Annotated in this window: 16 protein-coding genes; 7 read left to right on the forward strand and 9 right to left on the reverse strand. The window is 48.2% G+C overall.

Translation table 11 applies throughout. From position 1 onward, the window contains the following. The first annotated feature begins 49 nt into the window (after positions 1–49). The 4 genes from AC50YG_RS28785 to AC50YG_RS28800 all read left to right on the forward strand — a co-directional run bounded on the left by AC50YG_RS28785 (position 50) and on the right by AC50YG_RS28800 (position 4,378). Entirely contained in the window at positions 50–796 is a 747-nt protein-coding gene (locus tag AC50YG_RS28785; RefSeq protein WP_494832006.1) for an ABC transporter ATP-binding protein, read from the forward strand. After that, the gene (locus AC50YG_RS28790) at positions 793–1,674 is read left to right on the forward strand and encodes an ABC transporter permease (protein ID WP_494832008.1); all 882 of its coding nucleotides are present in this window, start codon (positions 793–795) and stop codon (positions 1,672–1,674) included. Before AC50YG_RS28785 ends, AC50YG_RS28790 begins: the two co-directional genes overlap by 4 nt. A gap of 99 nt (positions 1,675–1,773) precedes the next feature. After that, positions 1,774–2,886 carry an ABC transporter substrate-binding protein gene (locus AC50YG_RS28795; protein WP_494832012.1) on the forward strand — a complete coding sequence of 371 codons (1,113 nt, stop codon included), beginning with the start codon at positions 1,774–1,776 and terminating at the stop codon, positions 2,884–2,886. A gap of 100 nt (positions 2,887–2,986) precedes the next feature. Further along, entirely contained in the window at positions 2,987–4,378 is a 1,392-nt protein-coding gene (locus tag AC50YG_RS28800; RefSeq protein ID WP_494832017.1) for an allantoinase, read from the forward strand. 159 nt (positions 4,379–4,537) lie between these two features. Here the strand turns inward: AC50YG_RS28800 and AC50YG_RS28805 are convergent, their stop codons facing one another. The 6 genes from AC50YG_RS28805 to AC50YG_RS28830 all read right to left on the reverse strand — a co-directional run bounded on the left by AC50YG_RS28805 (position 4,538) and on the right by AC50YG_RS28830 (position 10,276). After that, a complete protein-coding gene (locus AC50YG_RS28805) occupies positions 4,538–6,349 on the reverse strand; it encodes a tetratricopeptide repeat protein (RefSeq protein ID WP_494832019.1) in 1,812 nt (603 codons plus the stop codon). Between the two features lie 570 nt (positions 6,350–6,919). Further along, positions 6,920–7,528: a cupin domain-containing protein gene (locus AC50YG_RS28810; protein WP_494832021.1), complete on the reverse strand. Its 609-nt coding sequence runs from the start codon at positions 7,526–7,528 to the stop codon at positions 6,920–6,922. Between the two features lie 32 nt (positions 7,529–7,560). Beyond that, a complete protein-coding gene (locus AC50YG_RS28815; RefSeq protein WP_494832025.1) occupies positions 7,561–8,514 on the reverse strand; it encodes a DUF8832 domain-containing protein in 954 nt (317 codons plus the stop codon). A gap of 129 nt (positions 8,515–8,643) precedes the next feature. After that, positions 8,644–8,844 (reverse strand): copper ion binding protein, encoded by a 201-nt coding sequence (locus AC50YG_RS28820; RefSeq protein WP_341279501.1) that lies wholly within the window; start codon positions 8,842–8,844, stop codon positions 8,644–8,646. Between the two features lie 28 nt (positions 8,845–8,872). Beyond that, the gene (locus AC50YG_RS28825) at positions 8,873–9,187 is read right to left on the reverse strand and encodes a metal-sensitive transcriptional regulator (protein ID WP_338556994.1); all 315 of its coding nucleotides are present in this window, start codon (positions 9,185–9,187) and stop codon (positions 8,873–8,875) included. A gap of 222 nt (positions 9,188–9,409) precedes the next feature. Further along, positions 9,410–10,276 (reverse strand): YitT family protein, encoded by an 867-nt coding sequence (locus tag AC50YG_RS28830; protein WP_473759072.1) that lies wholly within the window; start codon positions 10,274–10,276, stop codon positions 9,410–9,412. Positions 10,277–10,413: 137 nt separating this feature from the next. Here AC50YG_RS28830 and AC50YG_RS28835 point away from each other — a divergent pair, with 137 nt between their 5' ends. Together AC50YG_RS28835 and AC50YG_RS28840 are read left to right on the forward strand one after the other, a co-directional pair. Continuing rightward, positions 10,414–11,016: a TetR/AcrR family transcriptional regulator gene (locus tag AC50YG_RS28835; RefSeq protein ID WP_494832029.1), complete on the forward strand. Its 603-nt coding sequence runs from the start codon at positions 10,414–10,416 to the stop codon at positions 11,014–11,016. Between the two features lie 67 nt (positions 11,017–11,083). Continuing rightward, entirely contained in the window at positions 11,084–12,274 is a 1,191-nt protein-coding gene (locus AC50YG_RS28840) for an MFS transporter (RefSeq protein WP_494832032.1), read from the forward strand. 108 nt (positions 12,275–12,382) lie between these two features. On the opposite strand, the gene AC50YG_RS28845 is transcribed toward AC50YG_RS28840, so the two are convergent. Next, the gene (locus AC50YG_RS28845) at positions 12,383–12,949 is read right to left on the reverse strand and encodes a PadR family transcriptional regulator (protein ID WP_473759077.1); all 567 of its coding nucleotides are present in this window, start codon (positions 12,947–12,949) and stop codon (positions 12,383–12,385) included. Between the two features lie 119 nt (positions 12,950–13,068). On the opposite strand from AC50YG_RS28845, the gene AC50YG_RS28850 reads away from it, so the two are divergent. Beyond that, the gene (locus tag AC50YG_RS28850) at positions 13,069–14,517 is read left to right on the forward strand and encodes a DHA2 family efflux MFS transporter permease subunit (RefSeq protein ID WP_494832035.1); all 1,449 of its coding nucleotides are present in this window, start codon (positions 13,069–13,071) and stop codon (positions 14,515–14,517) included. Between the two features lie 152 nt (positions 14,518–14,669). Here AC50YG_RS28850 and AC50YG_RS28855 read toward each other — a convergent pair whose 3' ends face one another. Both AC50YG_RS28855 and AC50YG_RS28860 read right to left on the reverse strand, forming a co-directional pair. Next, positions 14,670–16,151, reverse strand: coding sequence for a carboxylesterase/lipase family protein (locus tag AC50YG_RS28855; RefSeq protein ID WP_494832037.1), 1,482 nt, complete (start codon positions 16,149–16,151; stop codon positions 14,670–14,672). A 266-nt stretch (positions 16,152–16,417) separates the two neighbouring features. Then, the gene (locus AC50YG_RS28860; protein ID WP_494832039.1) at positions 16,418–17,620 is read right to left on the reverse strand and encodes an MFS transporter; all 1,203 of its coding nucleotides are present in this window, start codon (positions 17,618–17,620) and stop codon (positions 16,418–16,420) included. Positions 17,621–17,726 lie beyond the last annotated feature (106 nt).

Below are 17,726 nucleotides of genomic sequence, written 5' to 3' on the forward strand. Positions count from 1 at the left end.
TAAATCGTGTACAACGCAGGACATGAATGGGAGAAAGCGAGGGACAGCTATGAAGTTGATGGTGCGTAATGCAGGAAAGCGCTTTGGGGACCGGACGATTTTGAAAAATGTCGATTTGACGGTGGATGCTCATGAGTTTGTATGCATACTCGGACATAGCGGCTGCGGCAAATCTACGCTGCTTAATATGATCGCTGGCTATTTGCTGCCTGATGAAGGGGAGCTGCTTGTAGATGGCGAGCTCATTCGTGGACCTTCCAAAGCCCGCGGGATGGTGTTTCAAGATCATGCCCTGTTCCCTTGGTATACGGTACTTGAAAATATCAGCTTCGGACCAGAGGTCCAAGGAGCAGGAAAAACAGAAGCGAAGGAAATCGGCAGACAGTTTTTAAGCCTAGTAGGCTTGGAAAAATATGCAGACCAATACCCTGCCGAATTGTCAGGCGGCATGAAGCAGCGGGTGGGCATTGCCCGGGCGCTCGCAAGCTCACCGGATATTTTGCTAATGGATGAGCCTTTCGGCGCTTTGGATATTTTAACCCGCGATATGATGCGCAGAGAGCTTCGCCGCATATGTGAGAAGCTAAAGCCGACGACTTTGTTCGTGACTCATAGCATAAGCGAAGCGATCTATCTAGCTGACCGTGTCGTAGTCATGAAGAACGGTGTCATTGCTGATGAATTCAAGGTCGATATTCCGCATCCCCGCACCTTCGATATGCCTGGCTTCGGCGAGGCTATGCAGCGAATCGAGCACGTATTGATGGAGAATGAATTGGAGGAGGCGCTACAATGAGCGAGACATCGGGTTCTTTCACAGCCGAGGGGGCGCAAGTGGGCAAGCTTGGAGCGCATAAAATCGCACGCAAGGCGAAGTCCAAAGCAGGCTCCGGCTTTATGAAAACATCGAATTTCATTCCATACCTGACCTTTTTCATCCTATGGGAAGTTTTTTCTCAAATGAATATGAAGCTGGCCTTGTTCAATCCGCTTTTTCTTCCACCTCCTTCACTCGTTATTGTTGATGCTTGGGCACTTGCGCAAACCGGGCTTCTCTTTGACAGCTTGCTATCCAGCACCTTGCGTATTGCAGCCGGTTTTGTAATCGGATGTGTGCTGGCAGTTTTCATGGGTGTATTAATGAGTAAATTTCGCCAGGTGGAGCGCTGGATGTCTCCCCTACTTAATCTAGTAGGCCCAATCCCAGCGCTCGCCCTGCTCCCTCTTATTATTATCTGGTTCGGCATCGGTGAATTTCCGAAGGTACTGCTCATTGCTTGGACAACATTCCTTCCAGTATTGGTGTATACGGTAGACGGATTCAAGACCGTTCCTTCTACCCTTATTCGCTCGGCAATGAGCCTCGGCGCTTCGGAGCGGCAAATTTTCAGAAGAGTACTGCTTCCCTCTGCCATTCCGAGTTTCATTGTCGGAGCCAGAGTCAGCCTTGGCTTATCCTTCTCCGCGCTAATCGTCTCTGAGATGATGGGAGCCAAATCCGGACTCGGCTATATTATCGTAGACGCACGGAATTATTTTAAAATTTCCAATATGTTCGTCGCCATTATTTGTATTGGCTTGATTTATAGCATTTTCTCGGCGCTGCTTAAGCTGATGGAGAACAAAGTTCTTAGCTGGCGTAAAGGAGGGATGAACGAGGCGGTTGAGAAATAGCGTGTGCAAATAGGGGAGCTTGATCCGCTTAAGGCAGCTGGAAGCCCCGTGTATTTAGAAAGTAGAGACAAAAAACATTGGGTATAGGGAGAGATTACGATGGCTAATCAAAAAAAATGGGTTCAACAATTAATGGTCGTTTCCGCTTTGGCATTCGTTTTAACGGCATGCGGTGCGAAGGAAGAAGCTACGAGCGCAAGCAGCGGGAACGCAAGCTCTGCTCCAACTGCCGCGGCAGCAGAAACGAGCTCGCCTGAGGCTGCTGCCGATGACACTCCCGAGACGACAACCGTTACGCTCGTCGGCGTGCGCGACGCCCAAATTTCCTCCCAGCAAATCATTGCCGATAAGCTTGGCTACTTCAAGGAAGCAGGCCTCGATGTAACAAGCCAGCTCATTGAAAGCGGCCCGGATATTGCTCCATTGGTTGCAGGGGGCAGCGCTCCCGTCAGCATTCAGACGAACTTTATGGATATTATTTTGAAATCCTCCAATATTCCCGTGAAAATAGTAGCCCCGCTAGCTCAAATTGCCGGAACACAGGCAGTCGTTGGCTCCAGCAAGCTCGAATTGAAAAGTGCAAAGGATCTGGAAGGCAAGACGATCGGCATTCCAAGCGGTGCAGATGTCAAGTTCGCCATTGATAATATGGGCAAGGAGCTCGGCGTCGACGTAAGCAAGATTAAATATGTTAACCTCGCGCCAAGTGACGCCGTTGTTGCGCTGCAGAACGGGTCTATCGATGCCATGGCAGCTTGGGAGCCATTCATCACGAAGGCGATTCAAGGCGGCGGCAAGTTTCTGTTCAGCGGTACGAAAAGCGAGCTCCCAGATAAAACTGGCGCTGTGAACTGGATGAGTGTACACACAACGGTGCAAGTCACTGATGAGTATTTGAAGGAAAATCCGAATACGATCAAAGCGATGCTCGGAGCCTTGGAGAAGGCGACGGCTTACATTAATGACAACCGGGAAGAAGCGATTAAAATATTGGCGCCTGAGCTGCACTTAACCGAGGACGAGCTCAGAGAGATTATGAACCGCAATGTGTATGCCATGGAAGTTAATGATACTTACATTAACGGAAGCAACGGCCAGGCTGTAGGCGAATATTTGAAAAGTGTAGGCAACATTAAGAGCATACCTGAATTCGCATCTTACCATGATCTAAGCTTGCTCAAAGCGCTTGATCCTGCGCTAGTGACAGAGTAATAAAGTAGTAATAAAAATAAGATGCGTACAACAGGAAGGCTGAGCCCTTGTGGTTCTGCCTTCTATGTTTATATTCTCATAATAGGACAGAGGTGAGCTTATGAAGGAACCATTGGATTTAATCATCCGGGATGGCTCAGTTGTTTTGAGCAATGACGTACGCCAAATGGATATTGGGATCAGCAATGGGCGAATTGTACAGCTTGCCAAGCGACTGACGACTCCCGCTAAAAAAACGATTTCGGCATCCGGCATGATTGTAATGCCCGGAATGATAGACGCCCATGTCCATTTGAACGAGCCGGGACTTGGAGCTTGGGAAGGCTTTGCTAGCGGCTCCGCGGCTCTTGCAGCAGGCGGCTGTACCACTTATATCGATATGCCTCTAAACGGCATTCCTCCTACCGTTACCGTTGCTGCATTAGAGCAAAAGCTGGCTGCTGCGCAAGGAAAATCTGTTGTGGATTATGCATTATGGGGCGGACTTGTGCCGGGGCATCTCGATGACTTGCGAGCCTTGGCTGAGGCCGGAGTTATCGGCTTCAAGGCCTTTATGTCTTCTCCCGGCGATCCGTCCGAGGATGCCTTCCGCGAGGTAGATGATGCGACGCTGCTGGCAGGTATGAAGATTATCGCAGAGCTTGGACATGTACTAGCGCTTCATGCAGAGAGCGAGCCTATCGTAGCTGCCTTGACGAAAGAAAAGCTGGCCAATGGCGCCGTATCCGCGGCAGATTATACGGCTTCACGTCCAGTGCGCGCTGAGCTTGAGGCGGTTAATCGGGCTCTCCTGTTCGCAGAGAAGACGGGATGCGCTCTGCATTTTGTTCATATCAGCAGTGCGGATGCCGTCCAGACGATTGCCAATGCCAAACAGCGCGGGCTCGATGTGACCTTGGAAACTTGTCCTCATTATTTGGTGCTTACGGACCGTGATTTGGAGCTGATTGGTCCGGCGGCCAAATGCGCACCCCCATTACGGAGCCCATATGAGCAGGAAAAGCTGTGGGAAATGCTTGCCGCTGGACACATCGATATGATCGCCTCCGACCATTCCCCCTGTCCGAGCGAATTGAAGCAATCGGACAATTATTTTACAGCGTGGGGAGGCATAGCTGGAGCACAAAATTCACTGGAGCTAATGATTGACGAAGGCTACACGAAGAGGGGAATTCCACTCCCCGTGCTGAGTCGCATGCTTTCGTCCGCGCCCGCCTCACGGTTTGGCCTCAGTGATACGAAGGGCGAAATACGGCTCGGAGCGGATGCGGATATTGTGATGCTACAGCTCGACGCTCCATACACGCTTGAAGCGCAGCATCTTTATCACCATCATAAGCATAGTCCTTATATCGGCAGAAAATTTGCCTGCCGTGTTATGGCTACCTGGAGCAGAGGGAACATGGTATACGAGGTTAAAAGCGGCATAGCTCAGCCATTTGCAGGACAGTGGCTGAACGGCGCTCCTGCTTGCACGAAGCAGGAGGTGTGACTTCTATATTTTCTTGGCCCGCAAAAAAAGAAACTGCCCATCAGTTATCTCGCAAAATGACTGATGGGCAGCTTTCTGTTGTATGCTGTTCACTTAGAAATCTGGCCGCTTACAAAAAAATTAAGTTTTAAGAATTTAATCTTGTTGTATTGCCATTTTTCACTTCTCGTCATCTTCCTCATAACTTTCACCTGCGGCGGCCTCACTAATACTCAGTTGTAGATCCTTAATAATTGTTTCAAGCCTGCTGCTGTAGCTGCTATCTAACTCTATGGCTTTCTCATAATCCCTTAAGGCCTCCTCATGCTTTCCTAAGTTTTCATATACAACCCCACGGTTAATATATGCAGAAGCATCTTCGGGGTTTAACTCTATTGCTTTCGTATAATCCCTCAAGGCCTCCTCATGCTTTCCTAAATTATCATATATATCCCCACGGTTATAATAAGCAGAAGCGTTTTCGGGGTCTAATTCTATGGCTTTCGTACAATCTTTCAGTGCCTCTTCATGTTTTCCTAAGTTATTATACACACTCCCACGGTTATTATAAGCCTTAGCATAATCTGGTTTTATCTCTATTGCTTTCGTATAATCCCTCAAGGCCTCCTCATAATTCCCTAAATTTTCATATACAACCCCGCGATTATTGTAAGCCTTATCATAATCTGGTTTTATCTCTATTACTTTCGTATAATCTCTCAAGGCCTCCTCATGCTTTCCTAAATTATCATATACATCCCCACGGTTATAATAAGCAGAAGCACCTTCTGGGTTCAACTCTATTGCTTTCGTATAATCCTTTAATGCCTCTTCATATTCTCCTAAACTATCATACACATTCCCACGGTTATTATATGTAGAAGCATCTTCTGGGTCTAACTCTATTGCTTTCGTATAATCCCTCAAGGCCTCCTCATGCTTTCCTAAATTATCATATAAAACCCCACGGTTATAATAAGCAAAAGCATCTGCTGGGTTCAACTCTATTGCTTTCGTATAATCCCTCAAGGCCTCCTCATGCTTTCCTAAATTACTATATACATTCCCACGGTTATTATAAGCATTAGAATAATCTGGTTCTATCTCTATAGCCTTTGAATAATCTTTTAATGCTTCATCTTTATTACCAATATTACTAAAAATAACACCACGATTATTATATAACACAGCTATTTCAGGTTTTAACTCTATTGCCTTAGTATACTCATTTAGAGCTTCGTGCTGATTTCCCATACTCCCGAGTATCTCCCCACGATAAGCATACGCCTGGAAATAATCAGATTTATACTTTATTGATTCACTAAAATCAGCTAATGCTTCGTCTAGTCTACCAAGTTTTCTAGATGCATCACCACGTAGAGTGTACGATCTAGATAAAATAACAGGATCTTTTTCTACCTTAATAATAGATGAGAGTTCTTGAATTTGATCTCCTATTGAATGGAGTTGACTGATTTGTTCAAACCTAGTATCCCATTCCTTTTGCTGTTCTACCTTCTTGTTAAGACTTTCATTTTCATCTTCAATTTCTTTTATTTTTTGGTTTTTTCTGGATAAGCTAAACAAAACAAGCGCTAAACTGGCGATTGTTAAAGCATTACTTATTGATGCAGAGCTTATATCAAGGCTAAGAGTACTATTTAAATAGTTTAAAAAACATTTCAACACTTGTTTCATAGTTTCAAACTGTAATACTTGTGGAATTGTAATTGTAAAAAGTATTCCTAGAAGCAGCATGCCCCCACTTTTTCCAGTCGTCATATCATATAAAGTAAAAAACAATCCAGAGAAAGCAAATGAAACTAAAAATGATACATTATTGAATGCTCCAGCAAAAGCAAATGGGACCAGCACAAAAAAGGAGAGTGCTACATAATGAATGAACGCGGTAGCGGAATTCTCATCTTTCTCTAATAATATTATTGCTTTCATTAAAAATATTTTCTCCTTCATTCCAGCAAGAAAATTCATCTGCATGCTTCCTTTCAGAATATGTAAAAATATCAACAATTTCAATTTTAGCATAATTCATGCTATTTTTTTAGCCTGAAATTGAGATAACAAAAAACGGAGTCCTATCGAAGTCCGCTCTGTATGTTACTTTTATATAAAATCATGTCTATGAACAAATTACTCACTCAGTGAATAATTTCTAATCCATTATTTCTGCCCCGTAACCCTCAACGATTGCCTAAATTCCTGAGGCATCATGCCTTCATACTAGCGGACAAGGCGGCTGAAATATTCAGGATCTCGTAGCCGAACAAAGAGTTGATTCCTTGTACGGGTTTCTCGGTATCCAACAACTGCTGCGAAGCTCGTCTTAGGTGGAGACCCGTGAAATAAGGTTCCGGTGCCATACACATTCGTTCTTCAAACAGTGTGCGGAAATGGCTGTTCGGAGAAGCTGCTTTCCTAGCGTAGCTTCTCAAACGCCGCAACCGAAATTGGCTGTTCTTCGATAAGCAGCTCCATCTGATGCGCGGAAGAGATCATATCGCTGAATTACTTCTGCTTAGCATCTTGCTGATTTTAGGAGTGCTACAGCGTTTGAATCTCTTGCGCGCCACCTGTTATATTTTCAACCAGCTGCACAATTAAGTTCAGCATTTCCGCGTCGGTACGCAGCCGCTGATAGACACCGCCCTGCTCATAGGCGCGCAGCGTCCAGCCTGCACAAGCAAACAGCTCGTCTGATGCCGATTCAAGGACCGCCACATGCGGCAGCCAAATGGAATTCGGTGCTAGATGTGATTCTTCCGATACTAAAGCTGATGCCGATGCTATCGCTTCCGCCTCCGCACCGGATGCCTCATTGTTATCCGTTAAATTTAATAGCTCCTCATGCGCCTGTGCCTGAGGCTCCCAATCGAAATGAATCGCGATATGCAGCTCATCCTCATGTTCTTCCTCCTCCTGCTCCTGCGTTAAGCTGTAGGCAACGCCCGGTGGAATCATAATAACCGAGCCTTCCTTATATGCCGCTTGCTTGCCTTCAGAAGAAACGATACCGCTCCCCTTCAGCACAAAAATAAACGCATGCTCGTAAATGGTTGTTGGCACTGCCGCTATCGTGCTGACGCACAGGTGGGCGAAGCGGACCAACGGTCTAGCCGTTCGGTGCTGCAGCAGCTCTATGAAAGGAAGCAACCGCCTCTCCTCCTCTTGCTTCTAAGTTTGGTCTAAGCTTGAATGCTCACGACGAAGGGGACGATAAACGTCTTCCCGCCGCGCTGAAATTGCCCCCATATTTTATATAAGCCCGGCTCTGGGAACTCGGTGGCAAAAACAGCTTCCGGACCAGCTGATGCCTCATCCAGTGGATGCACATGCAAATATTTTTCCAAATCGCTGCTAATAATGACGACATGGCCAACCGCGCCCAGATAAGGCTCTAAATCTTTAACGGGCTCACCTGACGCCGCATCCTCAAAGGTGTACGTGAGCTTAGCTTCCTCTCCCGCTTTCGTCGTAGACAGCGCAAGCTTCACCTTCTGGCCTTCAATCGTTTGCACAAGCTCATCGTCTGCCTTCAGCTCGACTTTAGCAGCAGCCTGTCCCGATGCTTCCATATCTGTACTCACTGTCTGCTGCGCAGCTCCCGTTGGTATAAAATCGGCAAACAGCTTGTATGAACCTGCCTCCGGGAACGTTTCCTTTACTGTAAACTTGCCGCCACTTTCATAACTCGGGTGTATATGCGAAAAATAGCTGAGGTCGCTGCTTACCGCAATTAAATGCATGAGCTTCTCATGATTCAAGTCAAACTTCTCGATGGGCGCATCCGCAGCATCGGTGACCTTAAGCTCAATAACGGTTTCCGAGCCGGCTGCCGGCTGCCCACTTTGGAAGCTCCACTTTACCTGGGCGTTTGCCTGCTCATGCTCCATACCGTCCATATCGCCATGCCCGCCATGACCGTTATCGCTCTCTGCCTTCTCGTTCCCTGCTGTATGCCCACTATGCGTGTCACCTGAATTCGAAGCCTCCGGCGCAGCTGCCGGGCTCGTCTGCTGATGACCCTCATGTTCGCTTGCGCTTGCATCGCTTGTGTTAGCAGATTTTTCTCCGCATCCTGCCAGCATGCCCGCAAGAGCGATCATCGTCATATAGAGCGCTGCTTTTCTTTTTGCCATCTTCCTTTTCCCAGCTCCCTGCCCCTATTTTTAAAAACACAAAAAAACCGCTCCTTCTCCAAAGCCCAAACCATCTTGCTATGTTCGCTTCGGAAAAAGAGGGCTGTGCAAGCTTAGCTTATGCCCTTGTTATACGACGTCGAATCCGGTATTTTCAATCGCTTCTTTAATGGAAGCCAGCGATACTTTCGCTGTATCAAACTCCACCGCTACTTGTCCAGCTGCTAAATCGACTTTGCCGCTTGCTCCCGCTTCATTTACAGCCTTCTCTACCGTGCTCACGCAGTGCCCGCAGGACATGCCTTCTACTTTAAGTGTTACGTTTTCCATCTTAATTGCCTCCTTGAGTGATGTTTTATTATTTCAATAATTTCTTAACGGTAATCAACAGCTCGTCGATAACTTCATGCTCACCTGCCTGAATACGATCCACAATGCAGCTCTTCATATGGCCTTCCAGCAGCAGCTTGCCTACCCCGTTTAATGCCGATTGCGCAGCCGCTATCTGAGTAAGCACATCATCGCAATACGTATCCTTCTCAATCATCGCCTTCACGCCGCGGATCTGGCCTTCCACCTTGTTCAGACGCCTGATCAAATTCGCTTTCATTTCATCGGAATGATGGCTCAAGCGCTCCATGGACTGGCCGTCGCCTGCACCGCCTGAGTCCATATGCTGATGCAAACAAGCCGATTTCGTTTCTTTGTCCATCCAAATACCTCCAGGGGGTATATCATAAGCTTATTTTTATATTAACATACCCCCATAGGGTATGTAAAGCCGTATATAAAGGATCAAAAAAAGCAGCAGCTCCAGACGAGAAATACGCGTCCAGAACTGCTGACTTGGGGAGAAATAAGATCATATAAGATTGTACATTTATGTGTTAGTGAGTTAGTGAATTTCTTTCTTGCTAAAGTTGCCACCGCTAACATCAGATACATGCTCAATGGCAACGAAAGCGCGGGGATCGATGTCATGGACGATCGATTTAAGCTTCGCCACTTCCAGACGGTTGACTACGCAGTAGATCATTTGTGTTTCTTCTCTAGAATAGCCGCCTCGTGCTTGAATATACGTAGTGCTTCTGCCCAAGCGGCTCATAACCGCTTCAGATATTTCCTCGTATTCGGCGGAAATAATGGTGACTGATTTGGACTCGTCGAGACCCTCTACTACAATATCCATTACTTTCGTCGCTATATAATACGTGAACATCGAATACATTGCGGAATCCCATTGGAAGACGAAGCCCGCCAAAATAAAAATGAACACGTTGACGATCATAATAAACTGTCCTACCGGCATGGAAAATTTCTTCGAGGCTAAAATCGCCAAAATTTCCGTGCCATCCAGCGATCCGCCAAAACGGATAACGAGACCGATACCGCCACCTAGAATAATACCGCCGAACAATACAGCAAGCAGCTTATCCTCTGTAAAAGCGTCCACGTGATGCAGCAGCTGCGTCGTTACGGACATGACCACGATACCGTATAAGGTAGATATTGCAAACGTCTTGCCAATTTGCTTGAAACCGATGAACAGGAACGGCAGGTTTAAGAGGAAAATAAAAATACCCAGAGGCTTATCTGTCAGGTGAGAGACCATAATCGAAATACCGGTAATTCCTCCGTCGATGACGCTATTGGGGACGAGGAACAGCTCCAGCGCGACGCCCATGAGGACGGCTCCGATTGTAATAAACATCGCTCTTTTCAAAATTTCAAGCTTTGAGAGTTTCTTGTGTGCTTTTGCCATGCTTTGCCTCCGACTATTTTCTTTTAAGACTAGCATAGAAATGGATATTTTTCAAAACAACGGCTGGAAATCTTGCAAGTAAAATTTCAATCCGCTATAATTAGACCGATCAGTCGGTCTAGTAGGAGGTAAAGCAAATGGTCAAAGGACGATCAGATGGCGAAGAAACAAAGCGCCGCATCGCCAGTGCAGCCAAGCAATTGTTTTTGCATAAGGGCTATGGAGCCGTTTCCATGAACGAAGTATGCGACACCGCTAAAGTCAGCAAAGGAAGTCTCTATCACCATTTTCCGAGCAAGGAGCAGCTTTTCCTTAAGGTGGTTGAGGAGGATAGTGAGCAGTGGCGTTTGGCATGGGATCGTAAACGAGAGAAGCTGGCTACTGTTGAGGAACAGCTTTATGCACTTGCAGAGCATTACGCCCATGACTTTCAAAACCCGCTCATGAAAGCTATGGAAGAATTTTCGCGCAGCCAGGTGTTTACCCAAGATGTATTAGATCGTCTGCTGCTTATTATGAACAATGCTTCGCAGGCATGCCGCGACCTTATACGTGAAGGGCAGGCGAGCGGGATCTTTGTCTCCGGTGATGAGGAGGAGCTTGTGCTTATTGTCAGCAGCATGATGGAAGGCCTCGGAAAAGTCTACTTTACGATAGACTCTGAGCAACAGCCCGAACGGATATCACAATTATTCCGTCAAGCAGCTAGTCTGCTCTTAAACGGAATACGCGCTAAGTAAGGAAGTACTGGCGCATTTTTTTGGAATTTAATTAGACCGGTTGGTCGGTCTGCAAAGGGAGATGAACATGTTGCTCTATCAAAACCGAACTTTTCGCATTATTCTTTTTTCGGATGTTATTCAGCAGCTCGCGATTTGGATCCGCAATATGGCCCTTCTCTTTTTTGTCATGGAAAAGACGAACGGAGATAAGGTAGCCGTATCCTTGCTGTCTATTTTGGAATATGCGCCAATTCTAATCTTCTCGATTATTGGAGGCGTGCTTGCCGATCGCTGGAATCCGAAGCGCACAATGATTGCCAGCGATCTTCTCAGTGCTGTGTCGATCGGCGTCATTTTGCTCATGCTCGCTGGTGGCTGGTGGGGCGCGCTTTATGCGTCGGTATTCGTGTCGGCCATACTCAGCCAATTTTCGCAGCCTTCGTCGGCAAAGGTGTTCAAGCGGCATATTTCGGAAGATCAGATTCCTGCGGCTATTGGCCTCTCCCAAAGCATGTCGTCACTGTTCCTCATACTCGGCCCTATTATTGGAACGGCGATTTATCAGTGGGCTGGACTCACGATGTCTCTTCTGGCACTGCCTGTCTTGTTTCTCGCTTCTGCAGCCGCGCTGGCTATGCTGCCTAAAGAAACACGTACCGAGGAGCAGGAGAAGTCAACATTAAAAAATGATTTGTCCTCCGGCTATCGTTTTATCGTTGCAGAGAAAGGACTGCTGCGGTTATTTCTAACCTTCGCCTTCATCGGCCTGGCGGCTGGGCTCGTTCAGCCCCTTGAAATTTTCATCGTCACGGAGCGGCTTGGCCTTAATAAAGAGAATGTGCAATGGTTCGCAGCTGCTGACGGAATCGGCTTGCTGCTGGGCTCTCTAATAGCCGGTCTATTCCCCAAGCTGCTTAAGGCCAAATACTTGCTGCCGCTTGCCCTAGCCTTCCTCGGCATTACCTTTTTAGTAGAAGGCTCCTCCATTTGGCCGCTTGTGACCGGGGCATTTCGTTTTGGCAACGGCCTATTGCTGGCAATCTTGAATACGGCAGTGGCCAGCTTCGTCATTACCCGAATTCCAGATACAATGGTCGGCAAAGTGAATGGACTAATGACACCGCTATTTACAGGGTCCATTTTGCTAGGAACGGCGGCCTCTGGACTGCTGGCGTCATCCCTCGGCTTGTTTGTCGTTTATGCGCTGTCTGCTGTCCTTTGCTTTATTTCTATCGCTCCGTCACTGAAGGTCGGCTTGCAGAAGAAAACGGCCTAGCTCAATCCCCATTACAGCACAGCGTAGAGTCACGCTTGTTTTTTTCAAAGGACGCTTAACCCGTTCATAAAACGGGCTAAGCGTCCACTTTGCGTATGATTCTGCTCGTCAGCCTTCCAGCCACTCGCTCGCCTCCAGCTCCTTCATCGCCCATTCGCAAAAAGCTAAGGACGTCCGCGTATCCATCTTTCGTTTGCTAAGAAGCAAATATCGCCCAAGCAGCCGTGCGTTTTTCTTGCGCGCATTCTCTCCGCTTACCCGCTTCTCCTCCAGAGCACGCATAAGCCCGTCGTAACGTACCAGCTCGCTCCTGCAAAACGCTTCGCGCGTAACCAGGAGCGCCTTCGCCTTTTCCGGCTCTGACAACCATATGCCATACAGCTTAAAATGCAGCTCATCCCGCAGCACGGGATTTTCCGCAGGCAGCTCAACCCATCTTCCCAGCTCAACCAGCCCTTTATCGGTAATGGAATATTCCTTTTTGTCCGGCTTATCCTGCTGCTCGATTCGCTCAAAAGCGATATAACCGTTCTGCTCCAGCGCAGCCAGCAGCGGGTAAATTTGGCTGTGGCCCGCCTGCCACAGCGGCTTTATTTTTTGTGCCAAATCATAGCCTGTCAGCGGACTTGCACTTAGCAAAGCAAGCAATCCGTAGGATAAAGTATTTAATCGCATCGTATAACGGCCTCCCAATATGTCATTATTGACATATAAAATGCATAGGTGTAACATGAATAACACAGATTATTATATGTAAAAGTAGACATATAAGCAATGACAGGAGGACATTTGTTTTGGAGGAGCCGACGAGTACGATACGATTTTGGCCGATTATGATTGCGATTTTCTTCGGAACGTTCCTTTCCGTGCTAAGCACAACGACGATTAATATTGCGCTTCCGCTGCTGATGGAGCATTTTCATTCGGATCTTTCCACCATGCAGTGGATGGTGACGGGCTTTATGCTGGCAACCGGCGTTATTTCACCACTCGTCGGGTATTTGGGAGGACGATTCAGCTATAAACGATTATATTTATACGCGCTGGTCGGCTTTACGCTGTTTTCGTTTTTGTGCGCGGCCGCATGGGATACGACGTCGCTGATCGTATTTCGAATGCTGCAAGGGGCATGCAGCGGACTGATCATGTCCTGTACGATGACGATTATTTTTCAGGTCGTGCCGAAGGAACGCCGAGCGTTTGCAGTGAGCCTATGGTCGCTGTCGGCGATGGTCGCGCCTGCGATTGGGCCGACTTTCAGCGGCTGGCTGCTGCAGCAGGCAAGCTGGCATTGGCTGTTTTTGTTCAATGTGCCGATCGGGCTGATTGCGATTATTTTGACCCAAAAGCTGATTCCTTATTATCGGATGAACATCCCGAAGTCGCTCGATATTCCAGGCGTCATGACCGTTATTCTCGGCAGTCTGGCGCTGCTTGTCGCTTTCAGTGAAGGCAACAGCTGGGGCTGGAGCTCTTGGAAAACGCTGCTGCTTATGGCTGTAGGCGTCGCCTTGCTGGTGCTTTTTGTTTGGCGGGAGCTGACAGCTAAGGAGCCGCTGCTGAATTTACGCGTATTTCGCATCCGCCGCTTTACGGTCATGCTGTGTATCTATGGCATGGTGACGGTCGCGCTGTATACAGGGACGTATTTGACGCCGCTGTTTTTGCAGCAGGTGCAGCTCCAAAGTCCGCTGGCAACAGGGCTGATTTTGCTGCCCTCCTCCGTCATATTGGCACTTCTAAGTCCGCTAGCCGGAAAGCTCTATCCAAAGCTTGGAGCGGTGAAAATGATCAGCATCGGCATCGTTTTTATTTTCGCAGGGCTGTTTATGCTGAGCTGGCTGCATGTGAATACGGCATACAGCTTCGTGCTATGGGGTATGATCATTCGCAATATCGGTCTTGGCTTTGCTTCCGTTCCGAGCAGCACCGCCTCCATGGAAGAAATTCCGCCCGAGTGGTCCGGTCATGCCGCTTCCATTAGCAACTGGCTTCGCAATGTGCTCAGTTCGTTCGCTATTGCGGTGTTTACAGGGCTCATCTCCAGCCGTTCCGCCGTTCACAGCAGCGAGCTTATTCAGTCTGGAGCTACCGACACAAATGCGATCCGCCTGATGTCGTTTACAATGAGCATTAATGATGTGTTTGTGGTTGGAGCTATTACGGTGCTGATTGGCTTCCCTCTTCTGCTGCTGCTTAAACAGCGGAAGGGTCGGGCAGCGGTTTTGCAGACAAGCGGATAATGAGAGTGTATTGCACCCCTATAACAAAACACCAATGAAATAGGCGATTATGCCTTCTTCATTGGTGTTTTTCGATTCAAAGCTTATTTTATGGAGCATTTCATTCCATTAAAGATGCTATTGTGCTGGATTGCTCTAAAGAAGCAGTTGCTTTACAGCTCAAGCAGCTCACGTTTTTGAGCATCAGGATCAGCAATAACCTGAGTAGCATGGTTGAAAATGAACGTCGAACGCTCCTGCTTGCTATATGCAGGCCACGCAACATTTTCAGCCTCAGGCGTGCCCTGTTTGGCAAAAGTAATCCACGCATCCTGCATGCGCCAAGCGAGCTTCCTCATGGATTCATCAGGCGTCACGCCCATGCTCTGCATATGCTCCAGCGTGTTGAACACAAAGAAGATTTCAATGCCATGAATTGATTTATGGAGCAGCGGATGCTCCGGCAGCACCCAGTCAAAGCGATACATCCATACCGGCGCATGCTCGCTTTGAGCGGTAGCGAATTGCACAGATGAACGCCAGAAGAAGGCTTCGGTCATCATTTTGGCCTGCCCGTCGGTCGTTGGCGGATAAGCTGCAGCGGCGGCGGCGACGTTTTTGATATCCGGCGCCATAAAGGTTAACGCTTCAGACATATCGATGTTATCATCAAAAGGCATATCGGGCCTGATGAACAAATGCCCTTCATCTAAATTCGTCCCGATTAGCAGTGGGATGTCTGCTGCAGCCCCTTTATGAATCGCCTCAAGCGGCGACTGCGGGAGCGTTGCCTCGTCGAGCACCGGTTGAAACAGCAGCGCCAGCCGGTTCCCCGCCTGCTCCTTCAGCTTTTCCCCCGCTGCAAAAATCTGCTCCGCTGGCACAGTTCTAAGCTTGTCCAGCTCGGACGGACTGATGCCAAGCAGCTGAAGCAGGCCCGCCCGGATACCATCTGCTTGCTGCTGAGGAATGATTTGCGAGGCTCCGCTTTGCATAATGGCACGGCTGTACAAGCCCTTTGCCTTCGTCATACCCAGCAGCGCTGCAATACTCATGCTGCCTGCCGATTCTCCAAAAATAGTGACAGCAGCGGGATCTCCGCCGAACGCCGCAATATTATTTTTCACCCATTCCAGTGCAGCTATTTGATCGAGAAGCCCTGCATTGGACACGAAGGAGCCACCAAGCGGCGCGAGATGCAGAAACCCAAACGGCCCCAGCCGATAGTTGATCGTCACGACGATCATATTTCCCCGCTTCGCCAGCTCCGATCCATCATAGAGAGGCCAGCTTCCTGCTCCGGTCAAAAAAGAGCCGCCATGAATCCATACCATAACCGGAAGCGGCGCGTCTGCGGCGTCTCCAGCAACGACTGATTCCGGAGCCCATACATTCAAATAGAGGCAGTCTTCGGATTCGAGGCGCGTACCTGCGGCAAGCTCCGCTGCTGCCCCATTTTGCCGAGGCTGTATATTTTCAGGGCCAAAATGGAAAGCTTCTTTGACACCCTCCCACCGCTCTGGCGGAACTGGCGCTGCAAACCGCAGCTCATCTACTGGCGGCTTGGCATAGGGAATCCCCTTCCAAACGGAAATTCCGTTCAACTGTTGACCTCTAATCGCGCCATCCTTCGTATTTACCTCGATCGTAGTCATGCTTCACTCTCCCTCATTGCCCATTATTAAACGTTAAAATAGTGAGAACTAACGAAATGACTGATTTGTTCTTTTGGTCACTTTCTTCCTATTTATGATAGCAAATGAGCGTTAGCTTATCAATTTTATCCTCGTTCAATTTAAAACGGATTAATTGTACAAACGAATAATGATTTATTTGAAAAAGAAAAAGCCGCCCTCGCCATTTCACTGACGGATGGACAGCCCTGTTATTATTGCAGATTAATTGATGGCGTCCTCTAAAATTACGCCGCTTTCTGACCTGCCTTCTGATCCTTGCGCTCCAGCGCCATGCTCCAGCCTGTCAGCAGTACCGCTCCCACCACCATCAACGCGCCAATCCAAGTCGTATGAATAAGCCCAATAGTAGCAGCAATAATGCCGCCGAGATAAGCTCCAATGGCAATGCCTGCATTAAAGGCAGCAATATTGATCGCCGATGCCACATCAACTGCACGCGGAACGAATCGTTCTGCCAGCATCACCACGTACACCTGCAGTCCCGGCACGTTCATAAAATGCAGCAGCCCCATCGCAATAATCGTTACCAAGCCGATGATTTTGAAAGGCGCTGTAAAGGTCAGAATAACGAGCACAACCGCCTGTACCATAAACATATAGAACAAAGCAACAATCGGGTTACGGTTGGCCAGCCTTCCGCCAATCATATTACCGAGCGCAATCGCAATGCCGTATACGAGCAAAATGACCGTGACCGTTCCCGATTTAAATCCGGTTATTTGTTGCAAGAGCGGGGATAAATAAGTGAATACGACAAATGTGCCACCGTAGCCCAAGGCGGTGATGGCGAATAGCAGCAGCAGCCGGCCATTTTTGACCAATTGCAATTGATCTTTAAAGGAAGAACGAGCTCCTTTGCGCAAATCGCCCGGAATGAGCAGCATGTTCGCGATAAACGCAAGAACGCCGACAATCACAATAGCGACAAAAGCCGTTCGCCAGCCCCATAGCTGCCCGATAAATGTACCGAGCGGCACACCGGTCACCGTCGCAACGGTCAATCCGCTGAACATAATCGAAATCGCACTGGCGCGGCGGTTCGCCGGAACAAGGTCAGCCGCAATCGTCGAGCCAATCGACATAAATAGGCCATGCGAAAAAGCGGATATGACGCGCGCGATCAACAGCACTCCAATGCTATTAGATGCGGCTGCTACGCTATTGCCGATAATGAAAATAAGCATAATCCACATGAGCAGCGTTTTGCGCGACAAGCTGGACGTTAGGGATGTAAGAATCGGCGCACCGACCGTTACGCCTAGTGCATATAGGGAAACGGTCAGCCCCGCTGTCGGCAGCGATATATGCAAGTCCTCTGAAATCAGGGGCAGCAGCCCAACGCTTATAAATTCCGTCGTACCAATGGCAAATGCGCTAACGGCGAGAGCCAACAGTGCCAATGTGCTTCTTTTTTGATTAATAGTCATGCTGTATTGCCTCCTATCCTATCGTGTATCTAATGGGTACGGTTCACTTCACGAGTAGCCGCAGTGGATCGATAAGTGCTATGATAGGTTATATCTATCCAAAAGA

The sequence above is a fragment of the Paenibacillus sp. J31R34 genome, from assembly GCF_059383715.1.